A 15,750-nucleotide genomic window follows, 5' to 3' on the forward strand; every position below is an offset into this window, starting at 1 on the left:
TTTCCTCAACTTCTGGTTTTGAAAGGTTTAAATCACTCTGCAATTTCTCTAGTTCTTTCTCTGTTTTACAATCGTTTCTTCTTTCTTTCTTAGAGGATGTCTGAGAAGTCTAAAATGTCATGCTGTTAGCGTAGCTCCTCGCTCTGCGAGGCACGTAGCGGTAGCGTAGTGAAGCATCTCAAAATTTAACGGAAAACTGAGATTCTTCGTTCCGCTAAGTCCCAAGGGGACACGCTGCGCGTTAGCGTAGCTCCTCCGCAGGAGGCACGCTCCACTTAGAATGACAAAATATACCTTATGAGACCTCTCCATAAATTAAATATTAACCCAGACAACGCAAGGGTTTGGGATTAGTTTTTGGAGATGTCTATTGAAACTTTTCAGACATCCTCTTAAGAGGTTGGCAACTGCGGTTGAGATATCAAATTTAGGAGTGTCTGACGTATTTGGGTAACAGCTTGAAGTTGATACTCGCCTGTTTCCTGCACTGAGGCTAACGATTCAGCAATTCCTTGTACCTTTTGCCGCATTCCATCGACACAATCCTGAAGAGGTTGTAACGCTTCATAATATAAATTTAACCGTCCTCGCGATTCTGCGGTTGCTGTTTGCAAAAGAAACAAATTTTGCTCCATAGTTTGCAGTAAATCACGTTGAACCTCCTGTTGTTGCGTTTGTTGGGCAATGACCTCGTGCATTTGCTCAATATTGGCAAGCATTTGCTCAATCTCACGCTCTAGGTTTTCCAACTCCTGTGACTGTTGTTGTCGCTGTATTTCAATTTCTAGAAGAATTGATTTTAAATCCATATTTGTCTCCTCTTGTTCATTCACAAGAGTTTTTCCTTGTCGCTGCAGCAGTACTATTTGGTATTGCTTGAAAATATACTGCTGATCAAGCAAATTACGGCGTTGTCCTACCAACGTTTCATTAAGCATTTGGTAGAGGTCTTTTTCATCAGTAAGTTCGGCTTCTAAGAAACCGCTTTCTGGTTGGGATACCTGGTTGATTTTCTGTTGGAGTTCTTCTATATTTTTTTGTTTTTCTTTCAGTTCGTGTTCCTGTTCATGAACAAAGCTAGAGCCGATGTTCAACTTGTGCTGCAAGTCTTGTACTATATCTTGCAGTTGTTCTAGAGGCATTTTTTTCAAAGCTGCCACATCAAGTTTACGAGTGGGAATCGCATCAACAATTGTTGCAGCAAATAACTGAATTTTTTCGTGTAGCTCTTCTTGGTGTCGCAGTTGCTCTTTTAGGATTCGCGCATACTCTTGCTTGCGCTCAACAGTAGCTGTATTCACGTTCAATTCAGCTATTTGTTGCTCAAGAGAATTTTGAGCTTGCTGCCATTCTCTTTGGCGTTCAGATAATTCTTGCGACTGGCGCTCAACTTCTTCCTGCTGTTGGTTAACCGCAGTTTTCTGCTGTTGGAGTTGTTGCCAGTGTGGGTTTAAAATTGCCTGCTGGCTTTCAAGTATTTCAAAGGCAAAATTCAGGTGTTCGCGTACTGTTTCTATAGGAGCAACGCTAGTAGACAGCTGAGCAAGTAACTCGTTGAGCGCTCGACTTTGTTCTTCATCCAACACAGCATGCTGGTACTCTGCTTTGTACTCCTCGAAACGACGCTGCTCTCCCCGCAAGTGAGCCCATGCTCCTTCTAGTTCTTGACGGTTGCGCTCAATTTCTGTGTGCAACTTTTCAATTTCCTCGCGAGAAGTCTCTAATTCTTGTTGTTGCGCCTCCATTTGTTGCAGTTCTTCTAAGCGAGCTTCCATATCCATTTCACGGCGATTCAACTCTTGGGCTTGAAACGTCAAAGACTGCTTCCATTGGTCAATTTCTTCTTCTTTGACCTTAAATTTTTCCAATTGACGGGAAAAATTTTGCAAAATATTAACTAAAGGACGCGCTGCTTCCTGAATCCGTTGCACATGACGATTCGGATTTATTTCAACCAATACAAGGACTCCATCACTTAATTTGCCAGCTTCCTCAGCAGCAATCACTTCTTCGGAAACTGTACTCCAACTCTGGTCAGTTCGCTGACAAGCCAGTAGTTTTAGTTGGGTTTTGCCACTACCAAGTAAACCGCCTTTCTGCTTTTGTACTTCTGCTAAATACAGCACACCGTTATTCCTTTTGTGTACTTAATGCTCGTGTTTTAAGCTATACCTTAAAAAAAGTTGCAGTATGCTGTCTAATTTATCTTCTGTGTGAGATCAATGAACAGACACTACAGACAATATTTCAGGGCTTACGCAAAAATTGTCAAAAAGCTTAATTTATTGAACCGCCAAGACGCCTTAGACGCGAACGCGAGTGCGTGCGCTTTGCGCTCAGCGGCGTGCCGCAGGCTAGAACGCGCCCGAATTCGTAGAGTGTGCGTAAGTCACTTATTTCTATTCTGTACTGATAGTAGTGATACTGCCTTCCGTAGTATTACTAACATTGTCAAAGTATATTACCTAAATGCTAAATTCGATCTAAGGGAGTACCAAAAAATAAATTATCCATTATGTAGGGTGGGTTAGACGCATGACAGTTGAGGTTTTACATACAGGACTTGCATTGCGCCGTAACCCACCATTAGAGATGATTTATAAAGTAAACCTTAAATTGTAGGGTGCGTTATAGCAACGCTTAACGCACCTTTGAAAGATGGTGCGTTACGGCTAATCCTCACTCTTTCAAACTCCGAAATCCTTCCATAGCCGTAACACAACGCCAGGTGCTTTATGCCGGGGAACCCGTCCACCGCACTGGCTTCCCTACTTAATATTTACTTTATAAATAGGCTCTTATTTCCAGGATTACTACAAATTGGAGATTTTTTTAGTTGGAAGTCCCTAAGTTCCGCATTGACCCGGCAACTCCTTACATCCGTACAAGCATAAAGTTGATGCCGCTTTACACCCTTAAACCTGTAGTAAAAAATATCAAGCCTTAGTATAAGCTTATTATTTAAGAAATGAGTGAAAAATAGAATTATTTTATACAGTAAATGCTTGTGGGGAAATCAGGAAATGTTTCAATGAGGAACGTCTACATCAGGAGGTACATAGGCGTTTTATGAGTATAGTTCTGATTGTAGAAGACAGTATCGCACAAAGGGAGATGCTTACATATCTCCTGAAAGCGAGTGGTTTAACAGTCGCCCATGCCAGTGATGGAGTAGAAGCATTGGAGGCAATTCAAACTGCTTGTCCGGATTTAGTGGTTTTGGATATCGTCATGCCTCGGATGAACGGCTACGAAGTTTGCCGTCGCTTAAAGTCTGATCCAACAACCCAAAATCTTCCGGTAGTGATGTGTTCTTCCAAAGGGGAAGAATTTGATCGCTACTGGGGTATGAAGCAAGGAGCAGATGCTTATATAACCAAGCCGTTCCAACCAACTGAGTTGGTGGAAACAGTCAAACAACTGCTGCGAGGATAAGGATGAACACAACATGGTTAATAAACCGGACTTTTTAGAAGGAAGCGGACAAGACCACTCCCGTCCTGAATTACAAGTAGAAAGTCCAGAAACAGAGTTATGTTTAAGGTTTTATATTCCCTCAAATCAGGAGTTTGCACTACTAGCTACAGGTATTCGGGAGGTTATCGAACTCAGCCCTGATAGAATTACGCCGATTCCTAACGCTTCTGCTTTGCTTTTGGGTACTCTAAATCTACGAGGTCGAGTCATTTGGGTGGCTGATTTGGGTCAATTTTTGGGAGAACCAACTGCCTTGAATACCAACCAAGCTGAGATTCCTGTGATTGCGATAGAAGAGCAAGACACAATAGTCGGCTTGGCAGTTGAAGCAATTGGTGGTATGGATTGGCTGGACGTAAAACATCTAGTTGCACCAACTCGTGTCCCAGACACAATGGCTCCGTTTTTACGGGGAGAGTGGATACTAGAGGCAAAAAAAAATCAGTGTCTGCGGCTGCTTGATCAAACGGCAATTTTACGAAGTACACGGTGGGCAGGATGATACCAATTCAAAATACCCTTGAAAGAGCCGCCCAGGGGGCGTTTACAAAATTCAAAATTCAAAATTAAGAAAGCCAGATATAACCAGGGTTTGGGAGTGTGTATCTGTCGCATTCTTTTTTCAAATTGGTATGAAATGGAGGCAGGAAATGGCAGCGAGTATAAAAGATTGCGAGCAGATATATCAGCAAGCTTATAAAGCCTACGTACAAGGAAACTACCAACAAGCAGCCACTCTCATCGACCAAGTGGTGCAAGATTTACCTGATGACCCTAACATCCGTTTGCTGCGGGGTCACGTCTACTACATTTTACAGCAGTATGACGTGGCAAAAGCAGAATACCAAAAGGTGTTGGAGTTCACTGATGACCAAGAACTCATCAGCCTTGCCCAAAATGGTATTGACAAGATAAAAAAATACCAAGGTGAAGTAGACGCGGTCGTGGTTGAGAAGCACGATGATGGAAACAAGAATTTTTCGGACTCTTTTGAACCTCAAGCTCAGCAACAAGAATTAGAAGATTTGGCGCATTATCAAGATTTTAATAGTAACAGCTTTGATTTAAACTCCTTGGATAAGCATCAAGACGCTGACGACGTAGAAGTACCTGGTAGCAGTGCATTTGAGCTACCAAGAAACGATAGAACTGTATCTGGTACGTCTCATCCCAAAGAAAATTTTAGCGACAACCCTTTTGCTGTTAATCAACAAGAGGCATCAAAACTCAGTCATGCAAGTCATGGAGAAACGCAAGCAGAATTAGAGTTGCCGAATTTTTGGCTGGAACATATTTCACAACAGAGTCTTCAAAAGGAAGAAAATAATACAAATTCTGCTAACAAAAATTCGGAGATTAAACAGCAAAATAGTAGCCCAGCATTTGCACTTGATTTACAAACAAACAGTAGCTTGGAAAAGAAAAGTAGCACATTGAGCGAAAATAACTCTCAAGGGAATAATATAGAGTTTTTAGAGGACTTTGATGAATTTGACGACTTGGGGAACATACCAGGGTTTGACCTTACAGCAGATTCTCGCTTTGAAGATTCACAGATGCGTTCAGCATCAGTGGAAAACAACGGTAAGTTACTGAGTACAGTGGAGACTGTACCTAATGGGGAAAATGGCGATTTCACTTCAAAAAGCAACCTTAAAGATGATGACGCCACTCTCCCCACCGTAAAGAGCATTGGCGCAGAGGGAGGGCTTCCCCATCGCCACTCGCAACTATTCACGCTCACGACTTCTCAACAAGGAGAAACAGTCTTTACCCAAGCTGATACCTCGAAGATAAAACCCCAATCCATCAAGCAAGGTTTTCTTGCTCCATTGGAAAATGCCTCCTTACAAACCAAGCAATGGATTGTCGCTGGTACTGTAGGTGTTGTCTCAGCAGTGGTTGTCGCTGGAGTCAGCTTTGTTGCTGCTAACTTGTCGCCACCGGAACAACGGGAGTCTATGCAAAACACAGGTTGGGCGATCGCCTTAACAGCAGGAATCACTTCTTTTGTTACCACAGGTATTATAGGGAATTTCGCCCACAGGCAAATTCGCCGCACTGCACGAGATTTGCAAGCTCAATTTGATGCTGTGCGCCAAGGAAATTTCAATGCCCAAGTCACGGTGTCTTCACAAGACGAATTCGGGCAGCTCGCTGCTGGCTTTAATGAAATGAGTCATGTTATATTTACGACTACAAATGAAGCGACACGTAAGGCTCAAGAACTGGAGTCAGCGAGAGTAAGCCTGCAACGCCAGGTGATTCGCTTGTTAGATGATGTCGAAGGAGCCGCTAGGGGAGATTTGACGGTGCAAGCTGAAGTGAGTGCCGATGTACTCGGAGCGATCGCTGATGCTTTTAACCTCACAATCCAAAACCTCCGCGATCTTGTGCAACAAGTGAAAGTAGCAGCCCAGGAAGTGACTAGAGGAGCAACGAATTCTGAAATCTTTGCAAGGGCATTATCTAGCGATGCTCTGCGCCAAGCAGAAGAATTAGGGGTGACGCTAAATTCTGTACAGATCATGACTGACTCGATCCAACGCGTAGCAGAAGCAGCACGGGAAGCAGAAGCTGTAGCCCGTGAGGCTAGCGACATTGCCGTTCAAGGTGGAGAAGCAGTGGAAAACACGGTGGCGGGGATTTTAGAAATTCGGCAAACCGTCGCTCAAACAAGCCGCAAAGTCAAGCGACTGGCGGAGTCTTCCCAAGAAATTTCCAAGATTGTGGCGTTGGTTTCCCAGATTGCTTCCAGGACGAATTTGTTAGCACTCAATGCGAGCATTGAGGCGGCGCGCGCGGGATCTGCCGGACGGGGCTTTGCAATTGTGGCGGATGAAGTGCGCCAGTTAGCAGATAAATCAGCTAAGTCATTGAAAGAAATAGAACAAATAGTGATGCAAATTCAGAGCGATACAGGCTCTGTGATGACGGCGATGGAGGAAGGTACACAACAAGTTATTGAAGGTACAAAATTGGCAGAACAAGCCAAGCGATCGCTAGAAAACATCATTCAAGTCGCCAAGCGCATTGATATTTTAGTCCGTGGCATTACCTCGGACACAGTCGAACAAACCAAAACTTCCCGCGCTGTCACGATTGTTATGCAATCTGTAGAATTAACAGCGCAAGACACTTCTCTTGAAGCACAACGAGTTTCCGGTGCTTTACAAAATTTGGTGAGTGTATCTCGCGAACTCATCACTTCCGTTGAACGCTTCCGAGTCGAAACCGCTGAAAATACTAAGTAATTTAGTCATTTGTTATTTGCTATGACAAAGATGTACAGACGCGCCATGGCGCGTCTCTACAATGACTAATGACTCTTGACTCTTGACTCTTGACTAAAAACTATGCTGCCAGAACAACAACGCATTTTGGGTTACTTCATTGAGGAAGCAAAAGACCACCTGAATACGATAGAGCAGGGGTTGCTGAATCTCCAGAGTACCTTAGACGACCCGGAAATGATTAACGAAGTTTTCCGGGCGGCTCACTCTATCAAGGGAGGAGCGGCGATGCTTGGTCTGAGTAGCATTCAGCACACGGCGCACCGTTTGGAGGACTGTTTCAAAGTTCTGAAAAATCATTCGGTTAAAGTTGACCAAAAGTTAGAATCTTTGTTTCTTGGTGTATGTGATACCTTGAAAGCGCTGTTAGAGCATTTGCAGCAACCTTTTGGACTGACTGAAGAAACTGCGAGTACCTTAATGTCAGAGACAGAAACAGTTTTCAAATCGTTGCACGAACATTTGGAGTTTCTTGTACATCAATGTAATACTGAGTTGCGTTCAAAAACCTCACCCCGCCCTCCGGGCACCCCTCTCCTTGGCAAGGAGAGGGGCAGGGGTGAGGTGATACCACGAATTGATAGTGTAACGCTACCACAAACCGCGCCAAAAAAAAGCGAGAGTTGGCAAAACCTGCAAAGTCTGCAATCTCAGGTTATCCGGACACTGCGGGAAATGTTACAACTGTTTAAACAAACCGCAACACCCGAAACTCGGCAAAAGCTTCAAGAGTGCTGTCAGCATTTAGCTGAACTTGGTGAAGAATTCAATTGGTTTAACTGGTGTCGTTTGTGTCACACAGCAGAAAGTGCGATCGCTAATCCCAAAAACACTTATCTGAGTTTAGCCAAAATCGTCATCACAGATTTTAAAAACGCTCTGGAATTCGTCAGTGCTGGTAGGGAAGCTGAAATGACAATAAGTCAGCAGCTGCAAGCACTTGTTAGGGTAGAAGAAATTGAATTGTTAGAAATACCCCTTGATTTAGCTGACTTTTCAGATCATGTGGAAAAACCAACGTCAAACCTAACCCCCCAGCCCCCTTTTCTACAAGCGAAGGGGGAGAATTCAAAGCCTCTCTCCTATGAGGAGAGAGGAATGGAAGCGAGGTTGATCGAGCCCGTGAAAAGTAAGCTTGATTTAGTAGATAATTTGGCAAATACTCCAGCACAACAATTAGAATTGCCACCAACTATTTCTAGCACATTCAACAGTCTGGTTATTAATAAAGTTATTTCACAAACAACAAGTGATGCTGCTTCCACAGAACTTTTAGACATTGCTCCGCAAGACAGAATTACTAGCTTATCTGAGATATTAGAGCAATTTAATAGCAATGACAACGCACCTCTGACTGATAGCAGTACAGACACTAATAGCCTAGAGGTAGGAACAGCCGACTTGAATACCTTGGCTGATTTGTTTGAAAGTGAAAGTTCTGACTTATATGAATCTTGGGACAAAGAAGAAATTTTAGAAATTAACGCTGAAAAGAAATTAGTAATAAATTCAAGTAACAGTAACACTGAGGATACTGAGAGAAAGTTTTTATTTTATGAAGAGAATTTAGAATCGGCAAGTCAGAACACAAGTCAGTTAAGTAGCGATAAGATAGTTGCACATAAAACTGTAACAAAACATACACTATCCGACTTAGAACAGGTTACTAGTGGGCGTGAAAGAATACAAGACGAGGTGGGAAGTTTATTAGAACTGCTGCTAGATGAAAATGGTTTTTTATCTACAGGTCAAATCAATCAAATACAAACAGAGAGTATCCCTAATATCGAGCTTTCCAACAATCAAAAAACGAGCTTTGATGATTTCAAAAAAACAGAAACTACCCGAGATAATAACGAAAACTTGACTTTAGAAGAGCTATTTGCCGAGACAGAGGCAGATAATAGCATAGCCTTGTCTGGGAACAAGCCTGCGGATTTCTTCGCTGCAATGCCTGAGATAGATAATTTGAGCAACTTCTGGCTCTCAGAAGCTGAGGAAAGACAAAAGGACGAATTTGGTTCTGTCGATCAACAGGATTCAGCAAGGGAATTGGAAGAAATTTTGTTGGCTGCTGCGGAGGAAATTTTTGATGATATTGAGCACCCCTTGATCTCCACCTCAGGTTTGAATTTAGAAGATTTAGATCTCAATTTTCAGTCGCAACAGCAGTTTGATTTGATATTTTCATCGCAAGCTGATGATGATTTGTTTGAGGAGCTATCACCAACACATTCAACGACATCTTCTATTGACACTAGTATAGATGCTGAAAGTAGAGCTTACTACAGGGAAGTGTCTTCCACAGAAAAGAGTGGCTTTTCGCAACAGCCAGAAGCTCTAGAATTAACGCCAGAATTTACGACACCTCCAGAAACTGCACAAGCGGATTTAACACAAGCATCGAGTGAACTCAATCTTGAGTTTCTGAAGGTAGAAAATGAAAATACTGTACCAGTCTTATTTGAGGAGACGCCAACAGTTTCCTCAAACGATGTCACACTTTTTGACACCACAGAAAATCCTTTTGCCGATGAACAACAGGATTTCCTCAATAGTTTGTTGTTTAGACAACCACCTGAAGGCATAAGTTTTACGTTGACTCCTGAACCTTCACAGGTACACTTAGAAACTGTAGACATTGAAGCAGAGACTATTTCACAAACAGATTCACAAACAGATGATGTTGATTTTGCAGAGGTAACAGTTGTAGACATCGAAGCAGAGACTATCCCACAAACAGATGATGCTGATGTTGCAGAGGTAACAGTTATAGACATTGAAGCAGAGACTATCTTGCCAGTAGATTTTGACTTCACAGATAATGCTTTACAACCAGATTCAAAAATTGATTTAAATGAAGATTTCTTGGCAGCAGAAACGACTCAGTTGCCAGTTAATACAGAACAGATAGTAGAAAACATAGCCGCCAGTGAGTTGCAAGCCCAGGAAAGCACACTACACATCAACGAGAAAAATCTATTAAATGAATTAGAGGGTTTATTTCAAGAGCAACAGGAACTTGAAGATGATTTATCTAAACTGTTAGCAGCAATAGACAAAGATGCTAGTCTCATTTTGACAGCAACAACGGAAACGACAGAAGCACTTTCTTCAGAAGAGGAATTTTCTCAAAAAATGAATACTTCCTTGAATGAAGAATTTGCAGAGTTAGATAAGTTACTATTGGAAGTTGTACCAAGTGTTACTGAATATAAACCAGAAGAAGTTACCGCCCAAGCAAAATTACCGTTTTTAGTGTCAGATGAGGTAACATCAGATACAGCTAAACAGGATATTAACTTTCGATTTCAAGAATTGAAGGAGATGGTGAAGGGATTACCTCTTCGTCATCCCTCCGTCTCTCGCCCTGCGAAATTTCAACAACTGATGAAGGTTCCTGTCAAGCATCTGGATGACCTCAGCAATTTGGTGGGAGAGTTGGTAGTCAATCGCAATACCCTAGAACAGGATCAAGAACGTCTGCGACAGTTTCTAGATAACTTGCTCGATCAGGTGCAGCAGTTGAGTGATGTTGGTGCGAGGATGCGGGAATTGTACGATCGCTCGCTATTAGAAGCATCTCTTTTAGCCAACCGTAGAAATAGCAGAAATAATACTGGGTATAATAATCAAGATACAAACAGGGGTTTTACAGAATTGGAAATGGATCGGTTTACTCCTTTCCATACCCTGTCTTTGGAAATGATTGAACTTATTGTACGGGTGCGTGAGGCAGCAAGTGACATTAATTTTGTCACCGAAGACAGCGATCGAGTGGCGCGACAGTTGCGGCAGGTTAGTAACCAGCTACAAGAGGGCATAACGCGATCGCGAATGGAGTCTTTTGCTGATGTTACCACTCCTTTAGAGCGAGGAGTACGCGAGAGCGCTCTCAAGTGTGGCAAACAAGCGCAGCTAACTATCGAAGGTGGAGATACTTTGATAGACAAAGTGATTTTGGAACATCTCAAAAGCCCGCTGACGCATTTACTGAACAATGCAATTGCCCACGGTATCGAAACACCAGAAGTGCGACAAGCTCAAGGTAAGCTACCTGTGGGAACTATTACTGTCCGCGCCTTCCATCAAGGAAACCAAACCGTCATCTCTGTCACTGATGATGGTGCAGGTATTGATATAGAACAGGTGAAGGCAAAAGCAATCAAGATGGGCATAAGAACGCCAGAACAAGCTAAAACTTTATCTGTTTTAGATGTTTACGATTTGCTGTTCTTGCCAGGTTTTAGTACCAAAGAAAAAGAAGATGAATTAGCAGGTCGTGGTATCGGTTTGGATGTCGTTCGCGCTAGGACGAGTGAAATCCGAGGAACAATTAACATTGATTCGATTGTAGGTAGGGGAACGACCTTCACCCTTCGTCTACCCCTAACCCTAAGTATTTGCAAAGCTCTGTGCTGCGTATCTGATAAAGCCCGCATTGGTTTCCCAATCGATGGTGTCGAAGATACCTTAGATGTTCCTGTAAACATAATACAGCAAGGTGCTGACGGGCAAAAATACATTCCTTGGCGTGATACACTGCTGCCATTGCGATCGCTCAAAGAAATTTTAACTTTCAATCGTCAAATCAGTCGAAGTAGCATTTATGGTGGTCACCGGGATGACGACATGATTTCTGTGGTCGTTGTGCGATCGGCAAATGTCCTGATTGCCCTACAGGTAGACCAAGTACTTAACGAGCAAGAAATCGTTATTAAGCAATTTGAAGGACCATTCCCCAAACCCATTGGTGTTGCTGGTGCGACTATCCTGGGAGATGGTCGCATTATGCCTATTGCTGATGTGCTGGAAATCATTGATATTTTCCAAGGAAAAATTTCTAAACAGCGTACTGTCAATTGGGAGCAGCAGGATACTCCTGTTGTACAAGAAACCACTCCTGATAAGATTGACCCGACAGTGTTGATTGTGGATGACTCAATTACAGTCCGGGAATTGCTGTCGCTCACATTTCACAAAGCTGGTTATCGCGTAGAACAGGCGCGTGATGGTCAGGAAGCTTGGGATAAACTGCGTGCAGGTTTACCTTGCGATATTGTATTTTGCGACATTGAAATGCCCCGGTGCGATGGTTTGGAGTTGCTTTTTCGCATACATAAAGATGCGAAGCTAAATCATTTGCCCATTGCCATGCTCACTTCACGCGGTGCAGATAAGCACAGACAAATGGCAATTCAACTAGGTGCAAGCGGCTACTTCACCAAACCTTATCTTGAGGAAGCCCTACTCGAAGCAGCAGGGCGGATGCTCAAAGGGGAGAAATTGGTTAACAGTACGAGTAATGGTTAGTCGTTGTAGCGTCTAAAGGCAAGGGGTTTTCAGCCAGCCATCCTTCCAAGTGCATAAGTCAACTTCGCTTGCACATAGTACTTAGCAGCTTACAGAAATGTACGAAATCTTTCGCCCCCTTAACCTTGTGTTAGGGGGGTTTATTTTTGGGAATGCGATGGCACGAAGTGCCCGCCTAAGCGCAAAGCGCACGCTCCGCCAACGGTGATCGCAACGCTGTGTTAGTGTAAATCACCTCCGAAAGTTGCGTGACTGAGATCTTGCAAGAGTTGCAACAGTAACGAGGCGAAGCCTCCAAACCCTCGTTACCAGGTTCAACCTGGTAACGAGATATTAGAGCCTCTGGCTCTTGTTGGGTGCAAGATCTGAGGTGACGTTGAGACATACGCCGGGAATGCAACCTAAAATCACGTGCCATCAGGTCTAGGTGGAGGTTTCCATTTCGGGGTACTTTTCTCACAACTCAATTTTATTGCTATCGTTAAATCTCTAATCTACTCACCCATAAAATTGCGATCACTGAACCTAGTAAAATTTACTTATGACTAAAGTGCTTTTATTATCACGCCTATTTTTAGTGAGTTTATTCGTTGTTGTCATCTTGGGCAGTGGGTTGTTCCCTGCTACAGTTGCTGTTGCTAAAATTCAAACACCGAATGATTCTCACACTTTAATTGCGCCGGATGTACAAAAACCCCCAGGCAAGGTTCTATCTTGGAACTATGTCAAGAAAGAATTAGCTTTAAACACTATGCCTGCCGAAAAACACCTGACTTACCCACCCAGCGAGAAAAGCAATCAAGTAGAGAACTACCATGGTACTGTGGTAGCAGATCCTTACCGTTGGTTAGAAAACCCCGACTCAAAAGAAACTAAGGCTTGGGTTGAGGCACAAAATAAAGTGACTTTTGGCTATCTTGAGGAAATTCCTGCCAGAGAAAAAATTAAGCAGCGTCTCACAAAAGTATGGGATTACGAAAAATATAGTCTTCCTTTCAAAGAAGGTAACCGTTATTTTTACTTCAAAAACGATGGTTTACAAAATCAGTCTGTCTTATACACTTTAACTTCTCTCGACGCTGAACCAAAAGTTTTACTCGACCCCAATACCCTTTCAAAAGATGGTACTGTTGCCCTTTCGGGAGTAGCTGTCAGCGAAGATGGTAAGCTTTTAGCATACGGTTTATCTACTGCTGGTTCTGATTGGCAAGAGTGGAAAGTCAGGGATGTTGAAACTGGAAAAGATCTCAAAGACCACCTGAATTGGATTAAATTCTCTGGGGCATCGTGGACAACTGATAACAAAGGATTTTTCTACAGTCGTTACGATGAACCGAATGAAAAAACCAAATTAGAAGATGTCAACTATTACCAAAAGCTTTACTACCACAAGTTAGGAACACCCCAATCAGAAGATTTGCTCATTTACCATCGTCAAGACCAAAAGGAATGGGGATTTAGTGGCGATGTGACGGAAGATGGGCGCTACTTGATCATTTCAGTATGGAAAGGAAGTGACCCCAGAAATTTGGTTTTCTACAAAGATTTGACCAATCCAAAAGCGGAAGTTGTAGAACTCATCAAGGAATTCGAGTCAAATTTCAGTTTTATCGACAATGACGGTAGCATCTTCTATTTCCGCACTGATTTCGATGCGCCTAAAGGACGAGTTATTGCCATTGATACCAAAATCCCCCCCTCTTCTGTTAGTAAGGGAGGGATGAAGGAGGGGTGGCGAGAAATCATTCCTCAAGCTGCGGAAACTTTGGAAAGTGTCGGCATAATTAATAATCAATTGGTTGCTGATTATCTCAAAGACGCTTACAGCCAAATTAAGATTTTTAACTTGAACGGCGCATTTGTGCGCGAAGTAAAATTACCTGGAATTGGTTCTGCTGGAGGATTTGATGGCAAGCGTTATGATACCGAAACCTTCTATAATTTTACCAGCTTTACTACGCCAGGAACTATCTATCGCTACGACATGGTAAGCGGAAAAAGTGAAGTTTTCCGTCAAGCCAAGGTAGATTTTAACCCTGATAATTACCAGACAAGGCAAGTTTTTTATAAAAGCAAAGATGGCACCCAAGTGCCAATGTTTATTACCCACAAAAAGGGAATTAAATTAGATGGAAATAACCCAACATTGCTATCTGGTTATGGTGGTTTCAACATCTCTCTAACCCCTAGCTTTTCTGTCAGTAATTTGGTGTGGATGGAAATGGGCGGTGTTTATGCTATCCCCAACATACGTGGTGGTGGTGAGTATGGAGAAGAATGGCATCAGGCGGGAATGAAGCTGAAAAAGCAGAATGTGTTTGATGACTTTATCGCTGCTGCTGAATGGCTCATTGCTAACGGGTATACAAAACCTGCTAAGTTAGCGATCGCTGGTGGAAGCAACGGGGGACTACTGGTGGGTGCTTGCATCACTCAACGTCCCGATTTATTTGGTGCTGCTTTGCCATCTGTAGGCGTGATGGATATGTTGCGCTTCCATAAATTTACTATTGGCTGGGCTTGGACTTCTGAATATGGTTCCCCAGAAAACCAAGAGGATTTCAAAGCACTTTATGCCTATTCACCATTGCACAACCTGAAACCGGGTACAGCTTACCCAGCAACATTAATTACCACAGCCGATCATGACGATCGCGTTGTTCCCGCACATAGTTTCAAATTTGCTGCGGCTTTGCAAGCTGCTCACACTGGTGATGCGCCAGTGCTCATTAGAATTGAGACAAAGGCGGGACACGGTGCTGGTAAACCCACAACTAAGAGGATTGAGGAAACAGCAGACATTTGGGCTTTTTTGGTGCGTACCTTGGATGTGAAAATTTAGGAATTGAATCCCCATGCGTTGACGCCGGGGAGAGCCAAGACCGAAGAACCTCTGTCTACGGAACGATTTAGCTTCAAAGCCAAATCAAGTAAAAATAGGATGCTAAATAGAAATGAAGATCTATTCCATGAAATTGAATGATTTGATGAAACGGCTTTCAACTGTAGGACGCTTTCTGGCTACAACTGTGTTTTGTGTGTCAGCTGTAGCCTTCGTTTGGCAAGGTGCGTTTTTCTCAAACACCGCAGCAATGGCTGCTCCTGCTGCAACCTTAATCGCCGAGGCAGACATTAGCTCACAGGTTCAAGATAACCTCAACAAAGGTGCTAAATTATCTAAGGATTTCATCGAAGATACCAAAGAGCGCGTTGAGCGAACTGCAAATAAAAATACCGATCGAGTTGAGCAAGCAACGGATGACAATGGAAGTGTTGTTGAGCGCAAAGCAAACAGAGATGAGGCTCGAATTTACAAAAGAGCAGAGGAAGATGCAGCTCGGACTAAGGAGCAAGTAGATAGGTCAAAGAATGCTGTTGAAAGCGCTATTGATACAATCAAGGATGCTTTTAGCAACTAGAGAATAGATAGGCGTTGCCATAGTAAGCAGGCAGAAAACAACGCGCCTACGCATAAAATAAGGGTGGGCATTGCCCACCTATCTTTATCACTATGAAAGATTTAGCACCGAATATTGTTATTGAGGCATCGGCGCACCCTCTACAATCTCACCTTGATTAATATTTAGATGCGTTTGCCCTGCCCTCTAGGTCTAGGACTTACGCATTGACATAAAAGTCACTATGTGTATTCAAGCCCAGCTTCTGT

At 43.0% G+C, this 15,750-nt stretch carries 7 protein-coding genes; 6 read left to right on the forward strand and 1 reads right to left on the reverse strand.

Going from position 1 to position 15,750, the window contains the following annotated elements:
* Positions 1–392 precede the first annotated feature (392 nt).
* Complete coding sequence (gene hmpF, locus ACM0OZ_RS01430) at positions 393–2,126, reverse strand: pilus motility taxis protein HmpF (protein ID WP_414581026.1); 1,734 nt, start codon at positions 2,124–2,126, stop codon at positions 393–395.
* Positions 2,127–3,069: 943 nt separating this feature from the next.
* Here hmpF and ACM0OZ_RS01435 point away from each other — a divergent pair.
* The 6 genes from ACM0OZ_RS01435 to ACM0OZ_RS01460 all read left to right on the forward strand — a co-directional run bounded on the left by ACM0OZ_RS01435 (position 3,070) and on the right by ACM0OZ_RS01460 (position 15,502).
* Complete coding sequence (locus ACM0OZ_RS01435) at positions 3,070–3,435, forward strand: response regulator transcription factor (RefSeq protein WP_041037739.1); 366 nt, start codon at positions 3,070–3,072, stop codon at positions 3,433–3,435.
* Positions 3,436–3,448: 13 nt separating this feature from the next.
* Positions 3,449–3,979: a CheW domain-containing protein gene (locus tag ACM0OZ_RS01440; RefSeq protein ID WP_414581028.1), complete on the forward strand. Its 531-nt coding sequence runs from the start codon at positions 3,449–3,451 to the stop codon at positions 3,977–3,979.
* Positions 3,980–4,127: 148 nt separating this feature from the next.
* On the forward strand, positions 4,128–6,731 hold the full coding sequence (locus tag ACM0OZ_RS01445; protein WP_414581030.1) for a methyl-accepting chemotaxis protein: 2,604 nt from the start codon (positions 4,128–4,130) through the stop codon (positions 6,729–6,731).
* Between the two features lie 102 nt (positions 6,732–6,833).
* Positions 6,834–12,083 carry a response regulator gene (locus tag ACM0OZ_RS01450; protein ID WP_414581032.1) on the forward strand — a complete coding sequence of 1,750 codons (5,250 nt, stop codon included), beginning with the start codon at positions 6,834–6,836 and terminating at the stop codon, positions 12,081–12,083.
* A gap of 751 nt (positions 12,084–12,834) precedes the next feature.
* Positions 12,835–14,925, forward strand: a complete 2,091-nt coding sequence (locus ACM0OZ_RS01455) for a prolyl oligopeptidase family serine peptidase (RefSeq protein ID WP_414581056.1) — start codon at positions 12,835–12,837, stop codon at positions 14,923–14,925.
* Between the two features lie 127 nt (positions 14,926–15,052).
* On the forward strand, positions 15,053–15,502 hold the full coding sequence (locus ACM0OZ_RS01460; protein WP_414581033.1) for a hypothetical protein: 450 nt from the start codon (positions 15,053–15,055) through the stop codon (positions 15,500–15,502).
* Positions 15,503–15,750 lie beyond the last annotated feature (248 nt).

It is taken from the genome of Scytonema sp. PCC 10023 (assembly GCF_963920835.1).
In the GTDB taxonomy this organism is placed as follows: domain Bacteria; phylum Cyanobacteriota; class Cyanobacteriia; order Cyanobacteriales; family Nostocaceae; genus Kalymmatonema.

Bases quoted from the DNA above. Each gene is read 5' to 3' on its own strand.
- ACM0OZ_RS01435 (WP_041037739.1), top strand. From the start codon at position 3,070: ATGAGTATAGTTCTGATTGTAGAAGACAGTATCGCACAAAGGGAGATG.
- ACM0OZ_RS01440 (WP_414581028.1), top strand. From the start codon at position 3,449: ATGGTTAATAAACCGGACTTTTTAGAAGGAAGCGGACAAGACCACTCC.
- ACM0OZ_RS01445 (WP_414581030.1), top strand. From the start codon at position 4,128: ATGGCAGCGAGTATAAAAGATTGCGAGCAGATATATCAGCAAGCTTAT.
- ACM0OZ_RS01450 (WP_414581032.1), top strand. From the start codon at position 6,834: ATGCTGCCAGAACAACAACGCATTTTGGGTTACTTCATTGAGGAAGCA.
- ACM0OZ_RS01455 (WP_414581056.1), top strand. From the start codon at position 12,835: ATGCCTGCCGAAAAACACCTGACTTACCCACCCAGCGAGAAAAGCAAT.
- ACM0OZ_RS01460 (WP_414581033.1), top strand. From the start codon at position 15,053: ATGAAATTGAATGATTTGATGAAACGGCTTTCAACTGTAGGACGCTTT.